Below are 24,265 nucleotides of genomic sequence, written 5' to 3'. Positions count from 1 at the left end.
CCCTGAGCCTGACACCAGCGGAGCCCCCTCGCCGGCTCAGTCCCCGTTCCACGCGGCCGGTTGGCCGAGGCGACGCCTTTTCGCGAGATTGTCCATCGCTATCCCTTGGACCAGTTGCAGGAGGCCTTCGCCGAGGGTCTAGTCACGGGACATCCGGCCATGCCGCCGTTCCTGTTCCGCGCCGGTGAGATCGACGACCTGATCGCTTACCTCGAGACCGTGAAGGCCGAGCCGTGACCGCGCCTCCGCCCATGCACGGACGGGCGGTGACCGCCGTCGTCGAACTGCTGGTTCGGGAGCGCCTAATGACGCTCGCCTGCAACCGGCCGGACGGCTGCGCGTCCATCTGCTCGAACACGGGACGGCCGTCACCGCTTTCGGAGGTGCAGAAGGCCGCGACCGCCGACAGGGCCTCGCGGTGACGGTCCAGATAGGTGCGCAACGGCGCGGCGAGGCGCCCGGCCCAAACCGGCGATCCGACGATCACGAGTCGGTATTGGGACGGATCCTTCCCCGTGGCGATGTCCGGACGCTCCCGACGCCCGGCCTGGTAGACGCAGCGCAGGAAGCCGAGGATCCCGTCATAGCCCTGCAGGGCGACGACTTCGTCCAGATCGGCGTCGAGAATGTTCGCCAGCCGCCGTGCAGCCGTTTCGGTGGTCCCGCTTCGCGAGTAGTAGACGACAAGCACATCGGACATGATCGGCTCCTGACGATGCGCCCATCGTCCATGCCGTGGAGGCGTCCGCCTTGACCGAGATCAAGGCGGCGGAGCGCGGCGTTCCGTTCCGGCGACATCCGTCAGCCGTCGGGCGACCCTCGGGTCAACCTTAAAGGCCCCTGCGGGAGCGGTCGGGAAGGTGGACGAACCGTGACCGTTTCCTTCATAGAGAGGGCGCTTTGCGGGATGAGAATGCACGCACGCCGACCGACCATTGATGACGTGGCGCGCCACAGCGGCGTTGGGCGCACGACGGTGTCGCGCGTGCTCAACGACGGCCCGAACGTCCGGCCCGAGGTGCGCGACCGCGTCTGGGCCTCGGTCCGTTCGCTCAACTACACCGTCAACCCCCAGGCCCGCAGCCTGGCCAGCGGCAGCAGCGGTCTGATCGCCCTGGTCTTTGCGTCCGATCTCGAGGCGCAACCCAACTCCTTCTACACCTCGGCTCTGGAGTTGGGCGCGCTGCGGGAATGCCTCGTCCAGGGCCGCCATCTCCTGACCCATCACGTGCCGCAGGACAGCCCCGACCGGAAACGGCAGGTGTTGGATCTGATCCGCGCCCAGCGCTGCCAGGGCCTGGTGTTGACGCCCCCCTTCTCCGACGATCCGGAACTCGTGAAGGCGGCCGCCGTCCAATGCGCCGTCGCCCTGATATCGCCGTCGCCGGCGACCCGCGGCCTGGCCGACGGCGTCGGCGTGGACGACGAGGCGGGCGGTTACGATGTCGCCCGGCACCTGCTCGCTCTCGGGCATCGGAACCTCGCCTATATCACCGGCCTGGAGAGCCACCGCTCAGCCGCCCGGCGGCTTGAAGGGCTGCGCCGCGCCGTTAAGAGCCATGGCCTCGACCCGGCGTCCGTTCGCGTGCTTGCGGGCGACTTCACCTTCCGCTCCGGCGTCGAACATACGCGGCGCCTCCTCGGCGAAAGGACACCGCCCACCGCGATCCTCTGCGCCAATGACGACACCGCGGCCGGCGCCCTGTCGGTCGCGCACGGCCTGCATCTGTCGGTGCCGGACGACATATCCATCACGGGGTTCGACGATACGCCGATGTCGGAGATCGTCTGGCCGCCGCTGACGACCGTGCACCAGCCGCTGAAAGACATGGCCGGTGCGGCGGTGAACGCCATCGCCCGCCGACTGGCGGGCGAAGACGAGGGGCCCCGCTTCGAGACCCTCCCGCACACTGTGATCGCCCGGGAGTCCAGCGGACCGCCCGGCGCGCCTTGACTTGGAAGTGAGGACGGCCATGCTGGAAGCGCTTCCATAGTGAAGCGCTCATAATCACGACCGGCCCAGCCGGCATGCAGGAGGAAATCGATGCGCCGGATAAAAGCCGCCCTCGGGGTTGTCGCGGCCATGACCTTGGCGACCGCGCTCGGAGAGACGCCAGCCCATGCGCAGGCGTCAGTGCGTCACTGGGTCACCACCGGCGACCAAAGCCTGCGTCTGACCGAGCAGCCCTCCTTCGCGCTTCGACGAGACACGCGCGACGTCCCCGGGATCACGGTCGCGCCGTACGATCGCAAGCAGTCCATAGTCGGTTTCGGCGCCTCCATCACCGACGCCTCGGCCTATCTGATTCAGACGCGAATGACGCCGCCGGCGCGCAACGCCTTGCTGCGGACCCTGTTCGGGCGCGACGGTGACGGGTTGGGCTTCAGCTTCACGCGGGTGACGGTCGGCGCCTCGGACTTTTCGCTCGACCATTACAGCCTGGCCGACGCGCCCGACCGCTCGCTGGCGGGGTTCTCGACGCAGCGCATGGAGGAGGACGTCTTCCCGACGGTGCGCGCGGCCCTGGCGATCAATCCGGACCTCAAGGTCATGGCCTCGCCGTGGAGCGCGCCGGGCTGGATGAAGACCACAGGCAGCCTGATCCAGGGCACGCTGAAGCCCGAACACTATACGACCTACGCCGACTACTGGCTGCGCTACATCCGGTCCGCGGCCGACAACGGCGTGCCGACCCACTACCTCAGCATCCAGAACGAGCCGGACTTTGAGCCGGACAGCTATCCCGGCATGCGCTGGCCGGCGACGCAGCGCGCCGTCTTCATCGGCCGCCACCTGGGCCCGGCCCTGGCCGAGGCCGGGATCGACGCGAGGATCCTCGACTGGGATCACAACTGGGACCAGCCGCAGCAGCCGCTGGACGTTCTGGCCGACGACACGGCCCGCCCCTATGTGTCAGGCGTCGCCTGGCATTGCTACGCTGGCGACGTCGCCGCGCAGGATGCGGTGCGCCGCGACTATCCCGACAAGGACGTCTTCTTCACCGAATGCTCCGGCGGGGATTGGGCGGCGGATTTCGACGACTCGTTCGGCTGGACCATGAAGACGCTCATCATCGGATCCACGCGTCACTGGGCGCGCGGCGTGCTGATGTGGAACCTGGCGCTGGACGAGAACGACGGGCCGCACGCGGGCGGCTGCGGAAACTGCCGGGGCGTGGTGACGATCGACAGTCGCACGGGCGCGGTGACCCCAAACCAGGAGTACTACGCCTTCGGCCACGCCAGCCGCTTCGTGCGGCCCGGCGCCGAACGGGTCGGGTCCAGCCAGGCCGAGGGGATATCGAGCGTCGCCTTCGTCAACCCCGACGGCCAGCGCGTGCTGGTGCTGTACAACGAGCGGACCGAGCCCGTCCCCCTGACCGTCGGCGAAGGCGCTTGGCGGGGCGAAACGGTTCTGCCCGCCCGAAGCGCCGCCACCTACGTCTGGGCGCCGCCCGAAGCCTGAGGTAGCGGCGTCGCCCGCGCGACCCTCGTCACATAGTCTGCGTGGGAAGGCATCCTGTCGACGCACTTCCCCACGACGCGACGGATGTCCGCCAGATAGTCCTCGACAGCCGCCGCTTCGGCCACCTCGACCAACGGATCGGGGCGACGCGGGATGATGCCCTGTCCGAGAAAGACCTGGATCCAGCTCTCCTCGGTGAACAGTTCGTCGTCCTCGCGGAACACCCGGCCGTTGGCGCGGAACAGCTCGATCTTGCGCCGCAGGGTCTCGGGGATCTCCATGTCGCGGCAGTGGGTCCAGAATGGCGTGTCGTCCCGCTCGGTCGCCTTGTAGTGCAGGATGATGAAGTCCCGCACCCGCTCATATTCGAAGTCGGTCTGGCGGTTGAATTCGGCGATGTTGGCGGGATCGAATCCGGCGTCGGGCATCAGCCGCACCAGACGGATCAGCGAGGACTGGATCAGGTGGAGGCTGGTGGATTCCAGCGGTTCGAGGAAGCCGGCCGACAGCCCGACCGCGACGCAATTCCGGTTCCAGATCCGCCGCCGTTTGCCGGTGACGAACCGGATACGGTTGGGTTCGGCCAGCTGAGCGCCGTCCAGGTTGGCCAGCAGGATGCGTTCGGCCTCGGCCTCGTCCATGTGCCGGCTGGAATAAACGTGGCCGTTGCCGGTGCGGTGCTGCAGTGGAATGCGCCACTGCCACCCGGCGTCCCGCGCGGTCGCCCGCGTATAAGGGGTGAACGGCTCGGCGCGGGTGCTGGGCACGGCGATCGCCCGATCGCAGGGCAGCCATTGCGTCCAGGCCTCGTAGCCCGTCTTCAGGGCCCCCTCGATGATCAGGCCGCGGAAGCCCGAGCAGTCGACGAACAGGTCGGCGTCGAGGATCGACCCGTCCTCGAGGGTGACGGATTGGACGAAGCCGTCCTCGCTGCGCAACTGGACGGAGGCGACCTTGCCCTCGCGACGCACGACACCGGCCGCCTCGGCCATCTGGCGCAGATAGCGGGCGTAGAGCCCGGCGTCGAACTGGAAGGCGTGGGCGATCTGGCCCAGCGGCGACGACGCCATCCTGGGATCGGCGCGCATGAATCGGTTGGCCATAGCGGCCGCGGCGTTGATGGAATAGTCGCCCAGATCGCCGACCTCGCCCTCGCCCCGCATCTTCAGCCAGTACTGGTGACAACGCAGCCAGCCGAGGTCTCGGCCGATCACGCCGAAGGCGTGCATGTAGCGATCGCCCTTCCGCAGCCAGTCGACGAACTGGATGCCCAGCTTGAAGCTGCCCTGGGTGCGGCGGATGAAATCGTCCTCGTCCAGCCCGATCAGCGCGTTGAACTTCTTGATCGCGGGGATCGTCGCCTCGCCGACGCCGATCGTGCCGATCGCGTCGGACTCGACCAGGGTGATGTCGTATCGCCCACGGAACAATTTCGAGAACAGGGCGGCCGTCATCCAGCCGGCGGACCCGCCCCCGACGATGAGAATCTTCTTCAGGTGACCCACGCCCTTCCTCCCTAAAGGGTCTTGTCAGGCCTTTAGTCGCAGGTTTGCGGCGGCGTCGGCAAGGGGAGTTCGCCGGTGTGCGCGGGCCGCGCATAGCTGAGCCCGTAACCGCGCGGGAACTGGACCACGTCGCCCGCCGCCTCGCCCGTGCTGCAGGCCGAGCCGGGCCAGGCGAAGGACAGCCGGCCGGTGAAATCGAACCGCCCTCCCAGAAGCACGTCCGCCAGACCCGCTCCTTCCGTCCCCGGCAGGAAGGCGGCGACGAAGGCGTCCGACAGGTTGATCAGGTCGTTGGCGTAGGCCGGCCGCCCGGAATAGAGCACCGACACCACCGGCGCGCCCTTGCCAAACACGGCGCGCAGGGCGGCCAGGTCGCGCGGATGCAGTCGGCTGTGCTGCACGGGCGTCGGGAAGCGGACATCGCCGTTGTATTCGGCGTAGGGCGTCTCGCCCATCACCACCACGACGGCGGAGAAGGCGCCCACGTCCACGCCGGAGCCGTCGGGGGAATAGATCACGTTCTCGGCCCCGAGCTGGGCCTTCAGCGCCTCCAGCAGCGTCGCCCCCGTGGCGAAGTCCCCGTTAGAGTTCTCCGTCCCTTGCCAGGTCAGCGACCATCCGCCGGTCTGGTTCGACAGGCTGTCGGCGCTGTCGCCGACGACCAGCACCCGGCCCTGCCCCCGCTTTAACGGCAGGACGCCGTCGTCGTTCTTCAGCAGCACCACCGACTTGCGCACCGCCTCGCGGGCCAGTTCGGCCGCGTTCACGGTTTCCTGCCGCCCATTGAAGCGGCTGTCCGAGGGCGCCCGGTCGAACAGGCCGGACCGCATCTTGACCCGCAGGATTCGCGTCACCGCGTCGTCGATGCGCGCCATGGGAATGCGACCGGCCTCCACGTCTTCGATGGTGTTCTGGATGAAGGCGCGCCAGTCCTCCGGCACCATCACCATGTCGATGCCGGCGTTGATCGCCTGGGGACAGCGCGACTTGCTGCAGCCGGGCACCTGCTCGATGCCGTTCCAGTCCGAAACCACGAAACCGTCGAAGCCGAGCCGGCCTTTCAGCACCTCGGTCAGCATTTCGCGGCTGCCGTGCATCTTGCCGTAGTCGCGGCCGGCCTGGACGTCGTTCCAGCTGCTGTACGAGGCCATGACGGTCTGCACGCCCGCGTCCAGCGCGGTGTAGTAGCCGGCGCCGTGGCGGGTGATCATCTCGGCGCGGGTCGCGCGGGTCTCGCCCTGGTCTACGCCTTGGTAGGTGCCGCCGTCGCCCATGTAGTGCTTGGCGGTGGCGACCACGTCCCCATCGCCGGTCAACCTGCCCTGAAGTCCGCGCACCAGCGCCGCGCCGTATTCGGCGACCAGCCGAGGATCACTGGAATAGCTTTCGTAGGTCCGGCCCCACCGACGGTTCTCTCCGACCGCCAGCGTAGGGGCGAAGACCCAGGTGATGCCCGTGGCGCGCACCTGCCGCGCCGTCGCCCTGCCTATGCGTTCGATCAGATCGGCGTCATGGGCCGCGCCCAGGCCGATGTTGTGCGGAAACAGCGTCGCCCCCGACACATTGTTGTGCCCGTGAACGGCGTCCGTGCCCCAGATCAGGGGAATGGGCGTCGTCATGTCGCTCTGTAACGCCGCGTCGTGGAAGCGATCCGACAGCGTCGCCCATTCGGCGACGGTGGCGTGCTTGTTCATCGCGGGCCATGCGCCGCCGCCGTTGAGCACCGAGCCGATGTAATACCGCCGAACCTCGTCGGGGGTGATGTAGCGCACGTCCGGTTGGGTGATCTGGCCGACCTTCTGGGCCAGGGTCATGCCCGACACGATCCCGGCGATGCGCGACTCCGTCGCCGCGTCCGGCGCACGGGGCGCCTGGAGCGCGGGCCAGTCCGAACCGTCGAGCGGACGAGCGAAGTCCGTCATGGGCGCCACGGCGCAGCCGGCCAGCAACAGCAGCGGAAGCAGCTTCGTCTTGCGGAAGGTCATGCGCCGTATCTCTTCGTACTGGAAAGGGGGAGAAGACGGGCGGGACGACCAGCGTCCCGCCCAGGCCAGGGCGGGGGAAGACGCGCCCTAGAACCGGTAGTTGACGCCGAACAGGAACTGCCGGCCGTACTCTTCATAGGTTTCCGGCAGTGCGCCGCCGTCGGCGGTGGTGACGCCGCCGCCGTCGAGACCGATGCGGGTCCGATAGGGCGAGTTGGTCAGGTTGTTGACCTGGAACAGCAGGCCCAGCCCCTCCAACGGCCCTGCCTCGAAGGTGTAGCCGATCTGGGCGTCGATCTGCTCGTCGTCGAGGATCTCGGTATAGCCGCGCGTGGCGAACAGCTGGACAACCTCGCCCTTGAACGCCTCGCGGAAGCGCTTGGAGATGCGGGCCTGGAAGCCGTTCCGCTCGTAATAGCCGGTGATGTTGTAGACCGTGCCCGACAGGCCGGGAATGCGCACAATCTGGCCGTCCGGCGCCGGGTTCAGATCCGACTCCGTGAAGGAGATGCTGCCCAGCACGCCAAGCCCGTCCAGCGGCTCCCACACCGTGCCGAAGTTCAGCGCGCCGCTGATCTCCAGCCCCTGCACCGTGCCGCCGTCGCCGTTGGCCGGCAGGCTCATCTGGCCGATCGGACTGATGATCGCGCCGGTCTCCAGAATGGCTGAGGCGGTGGTCGGCAACGGGATGCCTGTGAAATCGAAGGTCCCGTTCTGGATATAGATGTAGCTTTCCAGGTCCTTGTAGAAGCCGGCGATCGACAGATAGGTCGTCGCATCGACGTACCATTCGTAGGCCAGGTCGAAGGCGTTCGCCCGCCACGGCTCCAGTTCCGGATTGCCGCCAGACGCCGACCAGGGATTGACCACCTGGCCCGGCTGACAAGTCTGGCCCGTGCAGACCAGCGAGTTGAATCCGGGGGTGACGTTCGCTCGCATCTCGTCCATGCGGGGCCGCGCCATGGTGCGCGAGGCGGCGAAACGGACGCGCTGTCCCCGTCCCAGGTCATAGATCAGGTTCAGGCTCGGCAAGATATCCAGGTAGTCGGCGCCTCTCGTCACCGAGGTCGGCACGATCGGCTGCCCCTGCTCCGTCCCGTTGATGACGACGCCGGTCGATTCTTGGTGCTGACCGACGAACTGCATGCCGACGTTGCCGCGCCAGTTCCCACCCTCGAAGTCGAGCTTCACGAAAGCAGTCGTGACCTCTTCCTCGATGTCCCAGTTCTTGTCGTAGAAGTTGGCGTCGAGGATCGGCGCCCGGTCATAATAGACGTCCAGGGCCTGTTCGAGATCGATCGACAGCACCTCGCCGAAGCCGGCCCAATCCAGCGAGGTGGGCGTCACCAGATATTGCGGATCGACCAGCACCTGCTGGCGGCCGTTCTTCAGGAACAGATCGAAGTCGTCGACCCGCTTGGACTTGTCGCGATTGGCCCAGTTCACACCGTAGGTAAGGGTGTGGAAGAAGCCGTCCATCGCCGTCTCGCCCTTGACGTCGAACGCCAGGATGCTTTCCTCGACGTCCGGGAACCGGATGGCGCCGTCGTGCGCCCAGCCGCCCCAGGGGGCCCGATCGCCCAACGTCACCGCCGAGGCGTCGGCGTAGTCCAGGCCTTCGGAATAGGTCGGATACCCGTCGTCGTTGATGACGAAGTCGATCACGTCATAGGTGCGGCCGACATTTGGCGTCGCGCCCGTCACACCGCCCACGCCCTGACCATAGCCGGCGTAGGTCTCGAGAATCTGCTCCTTGCGTTGGTTGGTCGAATAGGAGAGATCCGCGACGATTCGCGTCCGGTCGCTCAGCTGGTACTCGGTGTTGAGGCCGGCCGAAAAGATCTCGTCCTGCCGGGTGTTGCGGTCGTTGCGGATGATCGGCACGGCGTTGTGGTGGGTTCCGCTGCGTGCGATCAGCGACCCGCCGACATCCTCGGCCACGACGTCGGTGAAGTAGGCGTTGTCGGCCCAGGCGTTGGAGAACCATTGCGCGCCGCGCGTCGTCTCCTCCTGGTCGAACTTCGAATAGTAGAGGTCAAGGACGGACCGAAGCCGATCGTTCGGTCGCCATTCCACGATGCCGATGACGGCGTCGCGCTGGTTCAGGCGCGAGGTGGCGAAGATTTCCTGCCCGTTGACGATCAGCGCGCCGTCGGCGCTGTCGGGCTGAACCGATTCTTCCCGCTCGACGCCATCCACGACGCAGGTCGCGGCGGGCGCGACCGGCTCGCAGACGCCGCCGAAGGCCTCATAGTTGTACGCCTTGAAGTGCTGGTTCTGCGACGGCGAGTCCAGGTGCGCATAGCCGAAGGCGACGCCCAGGGTGTCGTCCAGGAACTGGTCGATATAGCTGATCGAGAAGCGACCGCCATAGTTGCGCATGTCGTCGTTCAGGGCGTCGCCCTCGGTCATCTCGCCGCGCACGTTCACGGCGACCGCCCGGTCGCCGAACTCCAGCGGGCGTACGGTGCGCAGATCGGCCGTTCCGGACAGGCCCATGCCCGAGATCTCGGCGTCGGGCGACTTGTAGATCACCACCCCTGAGAGCAGCTCCGAGGGATACTGGTCGAATTCCACCGCGCGGTTGTCGCCCGAGCTGGCCTGCTGGCGACCGTTCAGCAGGGTGGTGGTGAAGTCCGGCGCCAGGCCGCGAATGGAGATGACCTGCGCGCGTCCGTTGACCCGCTGCGCCGCCAGGCCCGGCAAACGTGCAATGGATTCCGCGATCGAAACGTCCGGCAGCTTGCCGATGTCCTCGGCCGACACCGCCTCGACGATGGAGGTCTCGTTCCGCTTGGTGGCGATGGAGTCCGCAAGGCCCCGCCGCAGGCCCGTCACCACGACCTCCTCGACCTCTGTCGGCTGGCTGGCGTCCGCCGGCGCGGACGCCTCCTGGGCCAAGGCCGCCCCTGGCAGCCCGGCCGCGAGCGCCAGCAGAGACGCCGTCAACCGCAGTCGCGACCGTCCCCACGAACGTGTTTCATCGAAGCCAGCGAATGCGCTGCCCATGGCTCTCCCCTTCGTTTCCCTCGACACGCCTTTGCGGCATGCCCTTTCTTCATTGGCGCTTGGAAGCGCTTCCATAAGCCTACCGAATCTTGAAGGAACTGCAAGGCCGATCGCGTGGCGGCCTCAGGGAGGTGAACACGCGCGACCATCGGTCATGCGTAGACGGCACCGCCGGGCGTTCCTGAGGGCGGCTGCGCGTCTGTGGAACTTAGCTGGGCGAGGGCGCTAAGAGGGCGTTGAATGTCAGGGCGACGCTGTCGCGTCAGGCGATACGCGTTCTGTCGCGCAGATGAGTTTCCTGGGCCTTGTCCAATCTCAGGCAGAGACGCTCCATCATCCGGCTGGCCGCCAGGAGGTCCCGGTCGCTGAAATCGCTGAACACCTCGTCGCGCAACCGGGCGGCCAGTTGGTCGATCTGGGTCAGGACGGCACGGCCCTCATCCTCGAGGAACACCAGCTTGGCGCGCCGATCTCCGATCAGCGCACGCCGACTCACAAGACCCTGACGTTCAAGCGCGTCGAGCAGCCTGACCAGGGTGGGCCCTTGGATGCCCAGGCGTTCAGCAAGCTCCGACTGGGTCAATCCCTTCGGCGCATCGGCCAGGAAATAGAGCGTGCTCCACCGTGAATCGGTCTGATGCTCTTCCTTCATCAAGTCGGTGAACCGCGCCTTCCATCGTCGGCTGGCGAGCATGATCTGGTAGGCGAGATCCAGCTGCAGCTTTCCCCGGTCGGACGGCAGGGAAAGAGCGGAAACATCGGATAGTCGCGGCAAGTCCCCCCCTTACCCCGTTCTCGGGGTTTCCACCCGTATGAGTGGAAAAAGCTTAAGGACACACACGCGAGATCGCAAGCATGCTAACGGCTTGGTTCCTAGCGATTAGCTGACCACCCGTTCATCGCCTACTCATTAGTCCGGAAACAAGACGCAACCTGCGCGTCAACCGTTGTGTGTGAAGAAGGCTTCGACCGGAGCCTCGATCATGCCCGCAAAATCCGTCCGAACACGTCTGAGCTCGATAGGCGTTCCTATGCGGCAGGTGCTTGGACGAGAGGGACGACCCGGCCGCCTCCGGACGGATCCGCCCCTCGCGGACGGCGCACATTGCGTGGCTTTCGCCGTCGGGGTGAACGATGGCGGCGCCTTCCGCATCCCGGACGACTTTCGCGGGCTCGCAACCGACGGGCGCTCCCAGGCGGGCCACGACGCGGTCTGGCGGCTTCGCGCGCCTGCTCCCTCTGATTGTCCAACTTAGACAGGCTGGAGACCTGCAATGTCGCAAGACGAAGATGTGGCGCGTCGCCTGATCTTCATGAAGCTCGATCAGGCGAGCCGGGACGCGCTCCGCGCCGCCCGGGGACCGGTTCAGGCGGCCATCGGGCCCGCCCTCGAAAGCTTCTACGAACAGGTGCGGCGCTTCCCCGAGACCGCGGACATGTTCAAGGGCGACGCCCACATGACCCAGGCTCAGGGCGCGCAGCAGCGCCACTGGGACCGGATCATGACCGGCCAGTTCGACGCCGACTATGTCGAAAGCGTCCGGCGCATCGGCGCCGTCCACGCCCGTATCGGTCTGGAACCGCGCTGGTACATCGGCGGCTACGCCCTGGTCATCGAGGAATTGATCCGAAGCTTGATCGCAGACGCTGCGCCGCGCGCCCGCGGCTTCATGCAGCCTCCCCGCTCCGACGCCGGGCTCGCGGACCGCCTGAGCGCGGTCGTGAAGGCGGCGCTGCTGGACATGGAGATCGTCGTCTCGGTCTATCTGGAGGCGGCCGAGGCCGAAAGGAAGGCGGCGGAAGAGGTCCGGCGACAGATGGAGGCCGCCCAGGCCCTTGTCGTGAGCGAGACGGCGCGGGGGATGAGCGCGCTGGCCGGGGGCGATCTGACCTATCGGATCACCGAGACCTTTCCGGGCGACTACAGGGCCCTGCAGGACGACTTCAACAGCGCGATGGCCAAGCTGGACGCGGCGATGGCGACGATCAACGCCAACGCCAAGGCGATGCAATCGGGCGCGGGGGAGATCAGCCAGGCGGCGGACGATCTCTCGCGTCGGACCGAGCAGCAGGCCGCGACTCTTGAGGAGACTGCAGCCGCCCTGGACCAGATCACGGCCACGGTGCGTCGCACCGCCGAGGGCGCTCAGCGCGGCGACACCGTGGTGGTTTCGGCCCGTCAGGAGGCCGAGCAGAGCGGGCAAGTCGTGGACGAGGCGGTGCAGGCCATGGGCGAGATCGAGCGCTCCGCCGGCCAGATCAACCAGATCATCGGCGTGATCGACGAGATCGCCTTCCAGACCAATCTGCTGGCCCTGAACGCCGGGGTCGAAGCCGCCCGCGCCGGCGACGCCGGGCGGGGCTTCGCAGTCGTCGCCTCGGAGGTCCGCGCTTTGGCCCAGCGTTCGGCCGAAGCCGCCAAGGAGATCAAGGCCCTGATCTCGGCCTCGACCGCTCAGGTCAAGGACGGCGTCAACCTGGTCGGCAGGACCGGCGAGGCCCTGACCGCCATCGTGGCCCGCGTCTCGGAGATCAGCGTCCTGATGACCGAGATCAACGCCTCGACCCAGGAGCAGTCGACCGCGCTGGCCCAGGTCAACACGGCCGTGAACCAGATGGACCAGGTCACCCAGCAGAACGCCGCCATGGTCGAACAGTCCACCGCCGCCAGCCACAGCCTCACCCAGGAGGCGCAGGAACTCGCGACGCTTGTCGGACGGTTCCACGTTTCGGAGGACGGTCAGGCGGCCAAGGGGGCCGCGGGCGTCCGGCCCGTCGCGAGACCGATCCCACGCGCGCTGCCGCGCACCGCCGGCGCCCTCGCACTGAAGACTTCAGCAGAAGCGGAATGGGAGGAGTTCTGATGACCGCCGTCTACAGCCTGCCCGAACGCCTTGAGCGCCGCGCCCTCGCGACCGCCAGGTCGGCGATCCTGGCCCTGCGGGGCGCGGACCTCGATCTGGAAGGCTCAAGCGTGTCTCACCTTGGCCGCATGGGGCTCAAGTTTCTGTTGTCGGCCTTCCAGGCCTGGCGGGATGACGGGCGAAGACTTCGCCTTATCGATCCCTCCCCGTGCCTTCTGGAGGCCTTCGTGCGTCTCAGCCTGGCGACGGAGACGAAGGGAGAAGCGGCTTGAAGAAGATCGTCCCAACGCTGGACCACCACCGATCAGTCCGGACCGTGCTCATCTCCATCAGCGCGCCGCGTTACGCGGAGGCCTGAGAGTGAAGGCATGGCGATCGGGGCGCGATAGCGCGATCAGGATGCGGCGCGTGGTTGGGCGCCCCAACCTTCGAGCCTTGGGCGGGCGACTCGCTGATCGCTCCGCCGGAAGCAGAGGGCCAGCTGGGGAGCTGGAGGGATGGTGAGCGAAGCCCATCACGTCAGCGACGACGCGCGGTTGGATCTCAGGACCGCGAGGGTCCTCTGCATTGATGAGAACAGTCAGGGCTTGGATATCCTGGGCCAGATCCTGATGGGGTTCGGCGTCGAGAGCACCATGCGAGCGCAATCCGAGACGGATGCGCGGCAGTTGCTCGCTGCCAATCCCTTCGACCTGGTCCTGGTGGATGCGGGGCTTGGCGGCAACGGACATGCGTTCGTCCGATGGCTCAGAACCAGTCCACTGGAGCCAAATCGATATGCGCCCGTGCTCGTACTGTCAGGTTTCACCCCGAGATCACAGGTCGAGAGCGCGCGCGACTGCGGCAGCAGCTTCGTCGTCACCAAGCCCATAAGCGCGAGAACCCTGTTGGATCGCATCTGCTGGGTGGGTCGCTCCGGCCGGCTGTTCGTGGAAGCAGACTCCTATTGCGGTCCTGATCGCCGCTTCAAGAACGAGGGTGTGGCGGGAGGCGGACCCGGGCGACGCAAGACGGACCTGTCCGCCGAGGTGGGCGAGGCGACGGAACCAAATCTGTCTCAGGACGAGATCGACAATCTGATGAAACCTCGGAAGTCGGCCCTGTGACCCGCGTCGTTCTTAGACGGGTCGAACACCGCCTGGCTGCAATGGTGAAGCCGCGACGCGGCGGCGTTCGCGTAGCCGACGCCTTGGCGGCCGCTGCCGAAAATCTGAAGGGGATCGAAGCGGAGTGCCGCCGCGACCTCGAGGACAGCCTTGCCCCGATCATGGCTTTCCTCGCCCGCAATCCCGACGAACGACCTGCGGATGAGGAAATCGCGGCGCTATTGAGCCACGTCAACCGAGCCCTGACCGCCTGTGGCGCCCTCGATCTCCCGCTGCTGGGCAGAACCCTGATCATGCTGGGAGCCATGGCTGACGCGCTCGCCGCCACGCGTCACTGGCCGGCGGGGGCGCTGAACCCTGCGATCAACCTCGTGTGGTTATTCAGTCAGCGCACAGTGCCGAGCAAGGAAGCCGAAGCGCTGATCGCGCAACTGCAGCTCTGTCTCGACCAGTATAGAGACTATGCTCCATCAAGGCCCAGCCCATGATGCGGCGTCAGGCAGACCACGGGCCGCGAGTACGGCCGGTGACCGGCGGAAGGTCAAACGATCCTGTTCAATCGCCATGAAGGCGAGGGACCGCGCCGCTCTCCCACTTCGCGACGGCGAGGCAACCGGCCGATCCAGCGGGCGTTGCCTCTGACGGGCTCGCACAGGCTGGGCTGGAGCCGAAAGGGATACGCCATGCGCGACGATCGCAATTCCGTCCATTTGAACCTGGCCTCGCAGGAGGATCTTGAAGCGCTCGCCGGCGTGGGCGGCCACGCGGCCGCCATCGTCGACCATCGTCCCTTCAGGGACTGGTCCGATCTCCGCCGGGCCGGTCTCTCCCCCGAAGAGATCGACCGGATCAAGGCGTCCGGCGTCGGCCTCGGCGCGCCGTCCGAAGGCCCGATCGGCGAGCCCGGCAGCGGCGGAAGCGCCGACAGCGCGAGTGGCAATCTCGGGCGCGCCTAGCGTTCGGCGCCGATGCTCAGCGACGTCCACGCCTTCATCCAGCCCTTCGCCGTCGTTCTCGAGCTGGCGGGCGCAGGCATCATTGTCGGCGGCGTCCTCATCTCCAGCCTGCTGTTCGTCCTTGCCGGCCGACGGGATGGCGACTGGCGCGAAGCCTACACCCGCTACCGCGCCAATCTCGGTCGCGGCATCCTGCTGGGCCTGGAGTTGCTGGTCGGCGCCGACATCATCAGCACCATCACGGCGCCGCTGACGCTTGAAACCGTCGGCCTGCTGGGCCTGATCGTGCTGATCCGGACCTTCCTGAGCTTTTCGCTGGAGACCGAGATCGAAGGGTGCTGGCCCTGGCGCCGCGCCGCGGTGCTGGGCGAGCGCCGCGAAGATCAGCGCTGATCCTCGAACAGGAAGGTGATGTCGCCGTTGCGCTCCAGGTAGGCCCGCCTGACGCCCGCCAGGTCGGCCCGCCCCTGGCTACGCAGCGCCATCCGCAGATCGCCCTCGCCGATGCCGGCGTCGTGCATCGCGCGTTCGTCGATGGCTCCGTTCCCGACCAGACGCACCCGCCCGCCCTTGACCAGGAAGCTCAGCCACGGCCAGCGCGCGGCCCCGCGCGCCAGCGCGGTATGAACGCCCACCAGGGCCACGGTGGCGACCAGGGTGGCCACGAACGGCGCGCTGCCGGTCATCGCCCGCCCCAGGTTCGACCCGACGATCACCGCAAAGATGATGTCGAGGGGACTCCACTTGCCGAAGGCGCGGGAGGCGGCCACCCGCGCGGCGAGGACGCCCACCATGAAGACGAGCAGACCGCGCAACGTCATCTGCCACCAGCTGATGGCCCCATCTTCCGAGCCGATGAGCGCGTGCAGCGTCTCCATTGATCAGGTCCCCCGCCTGAGGGCCGTCAGCGATCCGTCCGTTTCCAGAAAGACGGCTTTGAGCTGGTTCGGGCGCTCCACGCCGGCGCCGCGCGCCGCCGCCTCGATCTCGCCCGCGGTGATGCGCGCCCGGCGCATGGCGCGCGCCAGCATCCGACCGTCGCGAAGGAGCAGGGCCGGCTCGGCCTTGATCACGCGGTTGAAGCCCCCGAACCGGACCGAGGCCGCGGTGACGAGGAACTGCATGGCGACCAGCAGACCGAGCGCGACCAGCCCCTCGACAAGCGCCAGGGACTTGCTGGTGATGATGGACGCCAGGGTGGAGCCGATGGCGATGGTGATGACGAAGTCGAAGGCGTTCAGCTTCGACAGGGTGCGCTTTCCGGACACGCGCAGGATCAGGACCAGGGCCGCATACGCGGCCGGAGCGATGATCAGGACGCGCAGCACGCCGGACCGACCGTCGAACAGCGCCTCGGGAAGCGGATTGGACTGCATCAGATGGCAACGGCGGCGGCCCGAGGGAGTTGCTTCGTGACGACTGGAGCACGACGCCGCCGGCTTCCCGGGCGGTTCGACATGCGGGATCCCTGAGAATGCCGCTCTCCTTATCCCTCGACGCCGCAACGCCGTCGATCATCCTGCCCGCCGCCCTCGGCTGGATCAATCACCGCTATTTGCCCTTGCCGCTATCACCTCCCAGGCGGCCAAGCTCGTCATGACGCCGGGATGTCCTGATACGGCAAAGCCCGCCTGCAGGCGTCGCCCACCCGGACCGTGACCTTGCTGGCGGTCTTACTTTCCCTGAAGGCGAACACCCAGCGCGGGAGGCGTAGCTCGGTCAGGCGCAGCGCCGACTTCGTGATTCGGGCGACAGGAGTTTCCGGCCGTCAGCCCATGTCGATTCACGGCGTCAGCAGCCACGCGGCGTTTCCGTGGCGCGGTTGTGATGGTGCAGCAGAGCGGCGGAAACGGGACGCCATGTCGACATGGAGCGTTGAGGCATGAATGTCAGTATAGCCGGCGCCGCAGCCTCCCGCCCCTGCCGCATCGTCGGCACCTGATCGGCTTCTATCCTCTAGCGCCCCTTCCGGCCGAACAAGATCGCGCCGTGGCAGCCGCCGTGGTTCGTGTGCTGCATGAGGATATTGTGGAAGCCGTGGCGGGTCGCGATCTCGTAAAGACGGCCGAGGTCATAGTCGTACATCATCATCGCGCCCTCGCCCGGCTTGGTCTGGTCAAAGATCACCAGGTTCTCACCGTCCCACCGGCCGCTCGTAACCGCCCCGAAGACGTGGGGGAGGAACGATGCATCTTTGTGGGTTGTGAAGTGGAGGCTGATGGCCCCGCCAGCGTTCACCCGCGCCAACAGATCGTCGAAGATGACATAGCCGCGCTGCGGGGGGATGTGCTGGAACACGATGACAGAGTTGATCCAGTCGAAGGTCTGATCGTCCAGCTTCAGGAGAAACTCAGCGTTTTCTGGCGGATTGCGCTTCGCTTCGGCGATCATGCCTGGCGAAATGTCCAGACCGACGACGTGTTGGCAGATGGCCGCCATGCCGTGTGTCAGCCGGCCGACGCCACAGCCGAAGTCCAGGCCTGTCGCCGTCGAGAAGTCGCCGTAGTGCGTCTTGAGCAGGGTGTACCACCCCGCGACATCGTTGATGCCGGTTTGCCAGAACTGAGCGAGGGTTTCCTTCGTCAGGTTCTCGCGGAGATACTCGGGCTGGCTCAGCACGCCGTAGTACGGCTCCCCCTCGCCCCAGATGCTCCAGTCGGCGTCAGTATCTTGCATCTCGTGCTCCCTCACTTCCACGTTGTATTTCGCACGTCAGGATTTGACTGTCACGACCCGCTCAGACCGTCACAATCCGTCCTTATTTGCAATAAAATCAATGGTTTATCTGTCATAAGAGTCCAGAACAGTCAGACGAAGACCTGCTTTTTCAACCACATGACGCCGAGTGTTAATCGGCTGGTCGTAGGTTCGAATCCTACCCGCGGAGCCACTCGGCGTGAATGACGGCCTCAAAGGCCGCGCCCCTCCCTCCTTCGCTTCAGACCTTCAACCGCCGTGGCGCGAATCCTCCGCGGGTCCTATCTTGGCGGGCTCATGCCCATTCGCCGCCTTCCGCCCGAGACCGTCAACCGCATCGCCGCCGGCGAGGTGGTCGAGCGGCCGGCCAGCGCGATCAAGGAACTGGTCGAGAACGCCCTGGACGCCGGCGCCGCCAATATCGAGATCCAGGCCGACGGCGGCGGCCTGTCGCGCATCCTGATCGCCGACGACGGTAAGGGCATCCCGAAGGCCGAACTGCCGCTGGCGATCGAACGCCACGCCACCTCGAAGCTGGAGCCTGACGACGCCGGCGACGTGGACCTGCTGCGCATCCACACACTGGGCTTCCGGGGCGAGGCCCTGCCCTCCATCGGCTCGGTCGCGCGCCTGTCGATCACCACCCGCGCCCGGGGCGAGACAGAGGCCTGGGCCATCCATGTGGAGGGCGGCGACCAGCGCCCGCTCAGCCCCGCCGGCTTCCCCGGCCCGCACGGCGCGCGGGTCGAGGTCCGCGACCTGTTCTACGCCACCCCGGCCCGGCTCAAGTTCATGAAGTCCGAGCGGTCCGAGGCCATGGCCATTTCGGACGAGATCAAGCGCCAGGCCATGGCGCACGAGGCCGTCGCCTTCACCCTGTCGCTGGACGGCAAGACCACCTTGCGCCTGCCCGCAGAACACCCAGGCGACGAGGGCCGCCTGCGCCGCCTGTCCGCCCTGCTGGGCCGCGATTTCGAGGCCAACGCCCTGCTGATCGACCAGGAGCGCGACGGCGTGCGCCTGTCGGGCTACGCCGGCCTGCCCACCTACAGCCGGGGCAATGCGGCGCATCAGTATCTGTTCGTCAACGGCCGCCCTGTGAAGGACCGCCTGCTGCAGGGCGCCCTGCGCGGCGCCTACGCCGACTTCCTGGCGCGGGACCGCCACCCGGCCGCCGTCCTGTTCCTGGACATCGATCCGCTCTACGTCGACGTCAACGTCCACCCCGCCAAAGCAGAGGTCCGGTTCCGCGATCCGGCCCTGGTTCGCGGCCTGATCGTCGGCGGCCTGCGCCACGCCCTGCACGCCGCCGGCCACCGCGCCTCCACCACCGTCGCCGCGGACGCCCTGTCAGGATTTCAGGCCCACACGGGCCTGGGCGCCTACAGCCCTTCATCGCCCCCGGCCCAGGGGTTCAGCGGCTGGACTGGCTGGTCCCAGCCGGCCGCCGCCGCCCAGGTCCTGCCCGGCCTGAACGAACGCTCAGCCCGCGTCGAGCCCAGCTGGGAAGCGCCCGCCTGGCGCCCGTCCGCGCCGACCGCGCCGACCGGCCCGGCGCCCTCCCCCGCGATCGACCCCCTCGACTACCCCCTGGGCGCCGCGCGGGGCCAACTCCACGCCAACTACATCGTCGCCCAGACCCGCGACGGCCTGGTCATCGTCGATCAACACGCGGCGCATGAGCGGCTGGTCTATGAGCGGATGAAGGCGCAGATGGCCCAGGGCTCCGTCACCCGCCAGGCCCTCTTGACGCCCGAGGTGGTCGACCTGGACCCGGCCGAGGCCGAACGCGTCGCCGCCCGCGCCGACGAACTGGCCGAGATGGGCCTGATCGTCGAACCCTTCGGCGCCGGCGCCGTGCTGGTCCGCGAAACCCCGGCCATGCTGGGCGACACGGACGTGCAAGGGCTGATCCGCGACATCGCCGACGACCTGGCCGAACACGGCGCCGCCCTGTCGCTGAAGGAGCGCATGGCCGAGGTCTGCGGCACCATGGCCTGCCACGGCAGCGTCCGCTCCGGCCGCGTCCTCTCGGCCCCCGAAATGAACGCCCTGCTCCGCCAGATGGAAGCCACTCCGCACTCGGGCCAGTGCAACCACGGCCGCCCGACCTATGTGGAGCTGAAGCTGCACGATCTCGAGAAGCTGTTCGGCCGGCGGTGACCTACTCCATCCTCTTCGTCTGCCTCGGCAACATCTGTCGCTCGCCCCTCGCCGAGGCCGCCCTGCGCGCCGAGGCCCAGCGGCTGCGGCTCGAGCTGGTCGTCGATTCCGCCGGGACCGGGAACTGGCATGCGGGCGAGGCGCCGGATCCCCGGGCGCAGGCGACGGCGCGGCGGCATGGGGTCGATATTTCGGGCCTGAAGGCGCGGCAGGTGAAGCCGGCGGACTTTCGCCGCTTCACCCACATCGTGGCGCTGGACCACGACAATCTGGCGAACCTGCGCCGCCTGGCCCCGGCGGATGCGACCGCCGAACTCAGCCTGCTGCTGGACCACGTGCCGGGCCGCGAGGGCCAGGCCGTGACCGACCCCTATTTCGGCGACGACGCCGGGTTCGAGGTGACCTGGGCCGAGGTGACGGCCGCCGCCCGGACCCTGGCGCTCAACCTGCGCGGCCGGTGATCTTGCGCCAGATGCGCTTGCGCGCCTCGACCACCGAGACGCCCAGCAGGGCCGCCACGGTCCAGAACAGCGCCTCGGTCGTCACCGCCGCCACGATCGCCAGGATCAGCCGCGTCCCCCGCTCCACGCCCAGGTAAAGGCCGATCCCCAGGGCCGCCCAGGCCGCGACCGCCGCGACCAGCAGCAGGACGGCAAGCACCTTCAGGAAGCCCTTGCCCCGGCTCAGGACGCCGGGCTTGGCGGCGGAGGTTTCGATGTCGACGGTCATGGCGAACTCCTTTGGTTTTTTGACGCCTGACGTGAAAGTCTCGACTCCTGGCCGAGTCTTTCATCCCGACCGCCGATTTATTTCCGGAGAGCGCCGCGCTTGGGACGCGACCAGACCTTCGAAGCCCTGCTGGCCGAGCACGGCGCCATGCTGCGCCGCATCGCCTCGGCCTATGAGGCGGATCGCGAGCGGCGGCGCGAGCTGGAGCAGGACATACTGCTGGCCGTCTGGCGCGCCCTGCCCAGACACCGGGCCGAGGCGCCGCTGCGCCATTTCATCGCCCGCGTCGCCCACAACCGCGCCATAACCCACGTGGCGCGCGAGGCCGCCGAGCCCCGCCGCCAGCCGCTGGACGAGGCCGCGCCTTCGGACGCGCCGACGCCGCACGAAACGGCCGAGACGCGGGACCTGCACGACCAGCTGGGCCGGGCCGTGCGCGCCCTGCCTCTGTCGCTGCGCCAGCCGGCCCTGCTGACCCTGGAAGGGTTCACGCCCGCCGAGATCGCCGACATGCTGGGCCTGAACGCCAACGCCGTCTCCATTCGCCTGACCCGCGCCAAGGCGGCGCTGCGCGAGGCGCTCGATCCCGCCCTGCCTGAGAAGGTCCGCCCATGACCCCGCCCCCCGACAATCATGCGGACGACTGGACCGACCTGACCCAGGCCTGGACCGACGTCCCCGATGACGAGCCGCGCCTGGACGCCGAGCTGATCCGGTCGCTGCGCCGTCGCGACCTGTTGGCGCGACTGAACTTCATCTCGGAGATGGTCGGCGGCGTGGTGGTGATCGGCGTTCTGGGCTGGGCCCTGTGGCGCGGCCTGCCCCTGCCAGCCGCCGCAGCGGCGTTGGGCTTCGCCGTGTTCGCCCTGGGCATGACCCTGTGGTCGCGGCGTGGCGACCCCGGCCTTCTGACCGAGACGCCCGAGGCGGTGTTGCGCTCGGCCATGGGCCAGGCGCGCACCGGCTATCGCTGGGCCATGGCCGGCGTGACGGTCAGCCTAGCGGGAATGGTCTTTCTGGCCGTCATGCTGTCGATCGTCGGCCTGTCCCACTCTGAAAACCGGCTGATCTTCGGCGTGGCTGCCGTCTTCCTGGCGGTCTGCATCGGCTTGTATCTGCGCCACGCCCGCCGGTGCCGCCGTCGGATGGCGGCGCATCAGGCGGCGCTGGACGCGCTGGGCGAGCGTGAGGCCGCGCCCCGCGCATCCTGACGACGCGCGTTCTTCCGTCGCTCAGCCGGCCGCCGGCAGCCGCCGGAGGAACAGCACGCGCGCCGCGCCGTAGTCGCGGGCGTCCAGCCGTTCATAGCCGGGGGTGTCGATCTCCGGCTCGTCCGAACCGCGCTCGAAGACCACCAGGGCGCCGGGCTTCAGCCAGTTCCCCTCGATCAGCCGCGCCAGCGTCTGCTCGCCCAGACCCTTGCCGTAGGGCGGGTCCAGGAAGGCGACGTCGAACGCCTCGGCGACCGGGCCGGGCCGGACGCCCAGGTCGGTCGCGCTGCGCCGGTGCACCCGCGTGCGCCCCATCAGACCATAGGCGTCGGCGTTCTCGCGTATGGCGCCGCGCGCATCGTCGTCGATCTCGACGAACAGGCAGAACCCCGCCCCCCGGCTGATCGCCTCGAACCCCAGCGCGCCGGAGCCGGCGTACAGGTCGATGACCCGCGCGCCGTGCAGCGTGTCGGCCCAGGCGGCGTGCTCAAGCACGTTGAACACGGCCTGGCGCGCGCGGTCCGAAGTGGGGCGCGTGTTGCGTCCCTCCGGCGCGACGATGGCGCGGCCCTTCAGGCTTCCCGCGACGATGCGCACGGATCAGCTCCGGGGCGTGCGGGGCTTGCCCCCCGGTCCGCGGCCGCTGGTCCCCGAGGGCCCGGCGGGCTTGCCGCCCGTGCGGGGCTTGAAGTCGCGCCCGCCGGGCTTGGCGCCCGCGCGCGGACCCGGCTTGGCCCCGGAACGGCCCGCGGGCTTGCGCCGGTCGTCGATGAACTGGTCGTCGCGGGGCTTGAAGGGACGCTTGGGCCTGTCGCCATCAGTCCGCGCCGGGCGCTCGCCCTCGGTGGCGGTGCGCTCGCGCGGCTTGAAGGTCTTGGAATGCTCGAACTTGGGCGCGGCCTTGGCCCAGCCCGCCTTCTTGACCGGCCGTTCGCGACGCTCGACCGCGTCGGCCTGGGCCGTCTCGGCGGCGCGGACCCGGCTGGGCTTGCGCGACGGATCCGACATGGCCGAGCCGGAGCGGCCCTTGACGATCGGGGTCGAGATACGACGCCCGGGGATGGGCGCGGGCGTCTCCACCGTATTGCCGGTGGGCAGGTTCTCGGGCCGGATGTGTTCGCCCAGCAGCTCGCGGATCACGCGCGGACCGACCTCCTCGACCGACCCCACCGGCAGGACGTCCAGGCGGAACGGACCATAGGCCAGGCGGATCAGGCGATTGACCGTCAGGCCGATCGACTCCAGCACCTTGCGGACTTCGCGGTTCTTGCCCTCGGTGATCGAGACCGAAACCCACAGGTTGGCTGGCGCCTTGCCGTCTTCGGACTTCGACTCCTTGGCCTTGTCCAGCGTCGCCTCGATGGGGCCATAGGACACGCCGTCCACGACCACGCCGTCCTTCAGCTTGTCCAGGTCAGCCTGGGTGATCTTGCCGCGCGCCCGGGCCCGGTACTGACGCACCAGGGCGGTCGAGGGCAGCTCCAGCGCGCGGCTCAGCTCCCCGTCGTTGGTCAGCAGCAGCAGCCCTTCGGTCGCCAGGTCGAGCCGTCCGACCGAGATCACCCGCGGCAGGCCCGCCGGCAGGGCGTCGAACACCGTCGGCCGCCCGGCGGGGTCGTTGTGGCTGGTCAGCAGGCCCGCCGGCTTGTGATAGCGCCAGACGCGCGTGGCCTGCGCCGCGCCGATGGGCTTGCCGTCCACGGTGATCACGTCGTCGCGCGTCACCAGGGTCGCAGGCGTGTCCAGGATGCGGCCGTTCACCGCCACCTTGCCCAGGCCGATCAGCCGCTCGACCTCGCGGCGCGAGGCGATGCCGGCGCGCGCCATCGCCTTGGCGATTCGCTCGCTGCGGACCGGCGCGTCGCTCGCCTTGGCGGGCTTGCCGTCCTTGGCGGCGCGCGGACGATCTCCCGTCGGCTTGTCGCCGAACGGCTTTCTCGGCCTGTCGCCGAAGGGGGCCTTCCCGTCACCGCTCTTGCGGGGACCGGAGGATTTGAAGGGCCGGGGCGACCGTTCGTCTTGACGGGCGCGGGGCTTCTTGTCGTTGTCGTCTGTATGGCGGACCATGATGAGCGGTTCATGCGCATGGCGCTGGACCAAGCGCAAGCGGCGGCAGACGCAGGAGAGGTGCCCGTGGGCGCGATTCTTGTCGATCCGGCCTCCGGCGAGGTGATTTCGACCGGCGCGAACGGCCCCATCGCCGCACACGACCCCACCGCACACGCCGAGATCGTGGCGATGCGGCGCGCCGCGACCACGCTGGCGAACTACCGACTGACGGGCCTGACCCTTTATGTGACGTTGGAGCCCTGCGCCATGTGCGCCGGCGCCATCAGCCATGCCCGCATAGGCCGCGTCGTCTGGGCGGCCGACGACCCCAAGGGCGGCGCGGTCGTCCACGGGCCTCGCGTGTTCGACCAGCCCACATGCCACTGGCGCCCCGCGGTCGACTCAGGTCCTCTGGCGGAAGAGGCGTCCGCCCTGCTGAAGTTCTTCTTCCGGCAACGGAGGGGAACGGCGGCGACGGGCGCACGTTAGGACGCCGCGCCAAGCGGCGCCGTGGGAGGGAAATCG

The 24,265-nt window shown here is 68.2% G+C and carries 24 protein-coding genes; 13 read left to right on the top strand and 11 right to left on the bottom strand.

Going from position 1 to position 24,265, the window contains the following annotated elements:
• Nucleotides 1-142: 142 nt before the first annotated feature.
• Nucleotides 143-700: a flavodoxin family protein gene (locus ACE3PU_RS10395; protein WP_374389416.1), complete on the bottom strand. Its 558-nt coding sequence runs from the start codon at nt 698-700 to the stop codon at nt 143-145.
• A 171-nt stretch (nt 701-871) separates the two neighbouring features.
• On the opposite strand from ACE3PU_RS10395, the gene ACE3PU_RS10390 reads away from it, so the two are divergent.
• Together ACE3PU_RS10390 and ACE3PU_RS10385 are read left to right on the top strand one after the other, a co-directional pair.
• Complete coding sequence (locus ACE3PU_RS10390) at nt 872-1,954, top strand: LacI family DNA-binding transcriptional regulator (protein WP_374389414.1); 1,083 nt, start codon at nt 872-874, stop codon at nt 1,952-1,954.
• Nucleotides 1,955-2,044: 90 nt separating this feature from the next.
• Entirely contained in the window at nt 2,045-3,466 is a 1,422-nt protein-coding gene (locus ACE3PU_RS10385) for a glycoside hydrolase family 30 beta sandwich domain-containing protein (RefSeq protein ID WP_374389412.1), read from the top strand.
• Here the strand turns inward: ACE3PU_RS10385 and ACE3PU_RS10380 are convergent.
• The 4 genes from ACE3PU_RS10380 to ACE3PU_RS10365 all read right to left on the bottom strand — a co-directional run bounded on the left by ACE3PU_RS10380 (nt 3,439) and on the right by ACE3PU_RS10365 (nt 10,740).
• The gene (locus ACE3PU_RS10380) at nt 3,439-4,971 is read right to left on the bottom strand and encodes a tryptophan halogenase family protein (RefSeq protein ID WP_374389410.1); all 1,533 of its coding nucleotides are present in this window, start codon (nt 4,969-4,971) and stop codon (nt 3,439-3,441) included. The genes ACE3PU_RS10385 and ACE3PU_RS10380 overlap by 28 nt on opposite strands.
• A gap of 32 nt (nt 4,972-5,003) precedes the next feature.
• On the bottom strand, nt 5,004-6,956 hold the full coding sequence (locus ACE3PU_RS10375) for a glycoside hydrolase family 3 protein (protein ID WP_374389407.1): 1,953 nt from the start codon (nt 6,954-6,956) through the stop codon (nt 5,004-5,006).
• Between the two features lie 87 nt (nt 6,957-7,043).
• Complete coding sequence (locus ACE3PU_RS10370; RefSeq protein WP_374389405.1) at nt 7,044-9,905, bottom strand: TonB-dependent receptor; 2,862 nt, start codon at nt 9,903-9,905, stop codon at nt 7,044-7,046.
• 322 nt (nt 9,906-10,227) lie between these two features.
• Entirely contained in the window at nt 10,228-10,740 is a 513-nt protein-coding gene (locus tag ACE3PU_RS10365) for a MarR family winged helix-turn-helix transcriptional regulator (protein WP_374389403.1), read from the bottom strand.
• A 499-nt stretch (nt 10,741-11,239) separates the two neighbouring features.
• Here ACE3PU_RS10365 and ACE3PU_RS10360 point away from each other — a divergent pair, with 499 nt between their 5' ends.
• The 6 genes from ACE3PU_RS10360 (at nt 11,240) to ACE3PU_RS10335 (ending at nt 15,284) form a co-directional block, all read left to right on the top strand.
• Entirely contained in the window at nt 11,240-12,829 is a 1,590-nt protein-coding gene (locus ACE3PU_RS10360) for a methyl-accepting chemotaxis protein (protein ID WP_374389401.1), read from the top strand.
• A complete protein-coding gene (locus ACE3PU_RS10355; protein ID WP_374389398.1) occupies nt 12,829-13,101 on the top strand; it encodes an STAS domain-containing protein in 273 nt (90 codons plus the stop codon). Before ACE3PU_RS10360 ends, ACE3PU_RS10355 begins: the two co-directional genes overlap by 1 nt.
• Nucleotides 13,102-13,329: 228 nt before the next feature.
• Nucleotides 13,330-13,935, top strand: coding sequence for a PleD family two-component system response regulator (locus ACE3PU_RS10350; RefSeq protein WP_374389396.1), 606 nt, complete (start codon nt 13,330-13,332; stop codon nt 13,933-13,935).
• Nucleotides 13,932-14,423, top strand: coding sequence for a hypothetical protein (locus tag ACE3PU_RS10345; protein WP_374389394.1), 492 nt, complete (start codon nt 13,932-13,934; stop codon nt 14,421-14,423). The genes ACE3PU_RS10350 and ACE3PU_RS10345 overlap by 4 nt, the downstream gene beginning before the upstream one ends.
• A gap of 195 nt (nt 14,424-14,618) precedes the next feature.
• Nucleotides 14,619-14,891 carry a ComEA family DNA-binding protein gene (locus ACE3PU_RS10340; protein ID WP_374389392.1) on the top strand — a complete coding sequence of 91 codons (273 nt, stop codon included), beginning with the start codon at nt 14,619-14,621 and terminating at the stop codon, nt 14,889-14,891.
• 12 nt (nt 14,892-14,903) lie between these two features.
• A complete protein-coding gene (locus ACE3PU_RS10335) occupies nt 14,904-15,284 on the top strand; it encodes a DUF1622 domain-containing protein (protein WP_374389390.1) in 381 nt (126 codons plus the stop codon).
• Here ACE3PU_RS10335 and ACE3PU_RS10330 read toward each other — a convergent pair.
• The 3 genes from ACE3PU_RS10330 to ACE3PU_RS10320 all read right to left on the bottom strand — a co-directional run bounded on the left by ACE3PU_RS10330 (nt 15,275) and on the right by ACE3PU_RS10320 (nt 17,567).
• Nucleotides 15,275-15,769 carry a DUF421 domain-containing protein gene (locus ACE3PU_RS10330; RefSeq protein WP_374389388.1) on the bottom strand — a complete coding sequence of 165 codons (495 nt, stop codon included), beginning with the start codon at nt 15,767-15,769 and terminating at the stop codon, nt 15,275-15,277. The genes ACE3PU_RS10335 and ACE3PU_RS10330 overlap by 10 nt on opposite strands.
• Nucleotides 15,770-15,772: 3 nt before the next feature.
• Nucleotides 15,773-16,267, bottom strand: a complete 495-nt coding sequence (locus ACE3PU_RS10325; protein ID WP_374389386.1) for a DUF421 domain-containing protein — start codon at nt 16,265-16,267, stop codon at nt 15,773-15,775.
• Nucleotides 16,268-16,847: 580 nt separating this feature from the next.
• Nucleotides 16,848-17,567 (bottom strand): class I SAM-dependent methyltransferase, encoded by a 720-nt coding sequence (locus ACE3PU_RS10320; protein ID WP_374389384.1) that lies wholly within the window; start codon nt 17,565-17,567, stop codon nt 16,848-16,850.
• A 318-nt stretch (nt 17,568-17,885) separates the two neighbouring features.
• On the opposite strand from ACE3PU_RS10320, the gene mutL reads away from it, so the two are divergent.
• Both mutL and ACE3PU_RS10310 read left to right on the top strand, forming a co-directional pair.
• On the top strand, nt 17,886-19,751 hold the full coding sequence (gene mutL / locus ACE3PU_RS10315) for a DNA mismatch repair endonuclease MutL (protein ID WP_374389382.1): 1,866 nt from the start codon (nt 17,886-17,888) through the stop codon (nt 19,749-19,751).
• Nucleotides 19,748-20,212 (top strand): low molecular weight protein-tyrosine-phosphatase, encoded by a 465-nt coding sequence (locus ACE3PU_RS10310; protein ID WP_374389380.1) that lies wholly within the window; start codon nt 19,748-19,750, stop codon nt 20,210-20,212. The genes mutL and ACE3PU_RS10310 overlap by 4 nt, the downstream gene beginning before the upstream one ends.
• On the opposite strand, the gene ACE3PU_RS10305 is transcribed toward ACE3PU_RS10310, so the two are convergent.
• Nucleotides 20,193-20,480: a hypothetical protein gene (locus tag ACE3PU_RS10305; protein WP_374389378.1), complete on the bottom strand. Its 288-nt coding sequence runs from the start codon at nt 20,478-20,480 to the stop codon at nt 20,193-20,195. The genes ACE3PU_RS10310 and ACE3PU_RS10305 overlap by 20 nt on opposite strands.
• Nucleotides 20,481-20,579: 99 nt before the next feature.
• Between ACE3PU_RS10305 and ACE3PU_RS10300 the strand changes: the two genes are divergently transcribed.
• Both ACE3PU_RS10300 and ACE3PU_RS10295 read left to right on the top strand, forming a co-directional pair.
• Nucleotides 20,580-21,095 (top strand): RNA polymerase sigma factor, encoded by a 516-nt coding sequence (locus ACE3PU_RS10300; RefSeq protein ID WP_374389376.1) that lies wholly within the window; start codon nt 20,580-20,582, stop codon nt 21,093-21,095.
• Nucleotides 21,092-21,691, top strand: coding sequence for a hypothetical protein (locus tag ACE3PU_RS10295; RefSeq protein WP_374389374.1), 600 nt, complete (start codon nt 21,092-21,094; stop codon nt 21,689-21,691). The genes ACE3PU_RS10300 and ACE3PU_RS10295 overlap by 4 nt, the downstream gene beginning before the upstream one ends.
• Before the next feature lie 21 nt (nt 21,692-21,712).
• On the opposite strand, the gene rsmD is transcribed toward ACE3PU_RS10295, so the two are convergent.
• Nucleotides 21,713-22,288 carry a 16S rRNA (guanine(966)-N(2))-methyltransferase RsmD gene (gene rsmD, locus ACE3PU_RS10290; protein WP_374389372.1) on the bottom strand — a complete coding sequence of 192 codons (576 nt, stop codon included), beginning with the start codon at nt 22,286-22,288 and terminating at the stop codon, nt 21,713-21,715.
• 3 nt (nt 22,289-22,291) lie between these two features.
• The gene (locus tag ACE3PU_RS10285; RefSeq protein WP_374389370.1) at nt 22,292-23,758 is read right to left on the bottom strand and encodes a pseudouridine synthase; all 1,467 of its coding nucleotides are present in this window, start codon (nt 23,756-23,758) and stop codon (nt 22,292-22,294) included.
• A 12-nt stretch (nt 23,759-23,770) separates the two neighbouring features.
• On the opposite strand from ACE3PU_RS10285, the gene tadA reads away from it, so the two are divergent.
• A complete protein-coding gene (gene tadA / locus ACE3PU_RS10280; RefSeq protein WP_374389451.1) occupies nt 23,771-24,229 on the top strand; it encodes a tRNA adenosine(34) deaminase TadA in 459 nt (152 codons plus the stop codon).
• The last annotated feature ends 36 nt before the right edge of the window (nt 24,230-24,265 follow it).

Source organism: Brevundimonas sp., from assembly GCF_041911375.1.
Lineage (GTDB): Bacteria > Pseudomonadota > Alphaproteobacteria > Caulobacterales > Caulobacteraceae > Brevundimonas.
Note: the sequence above shows the minus strand (reverse complement) of the source record. Positions and strands in the feature narration are given on the sequence as shown.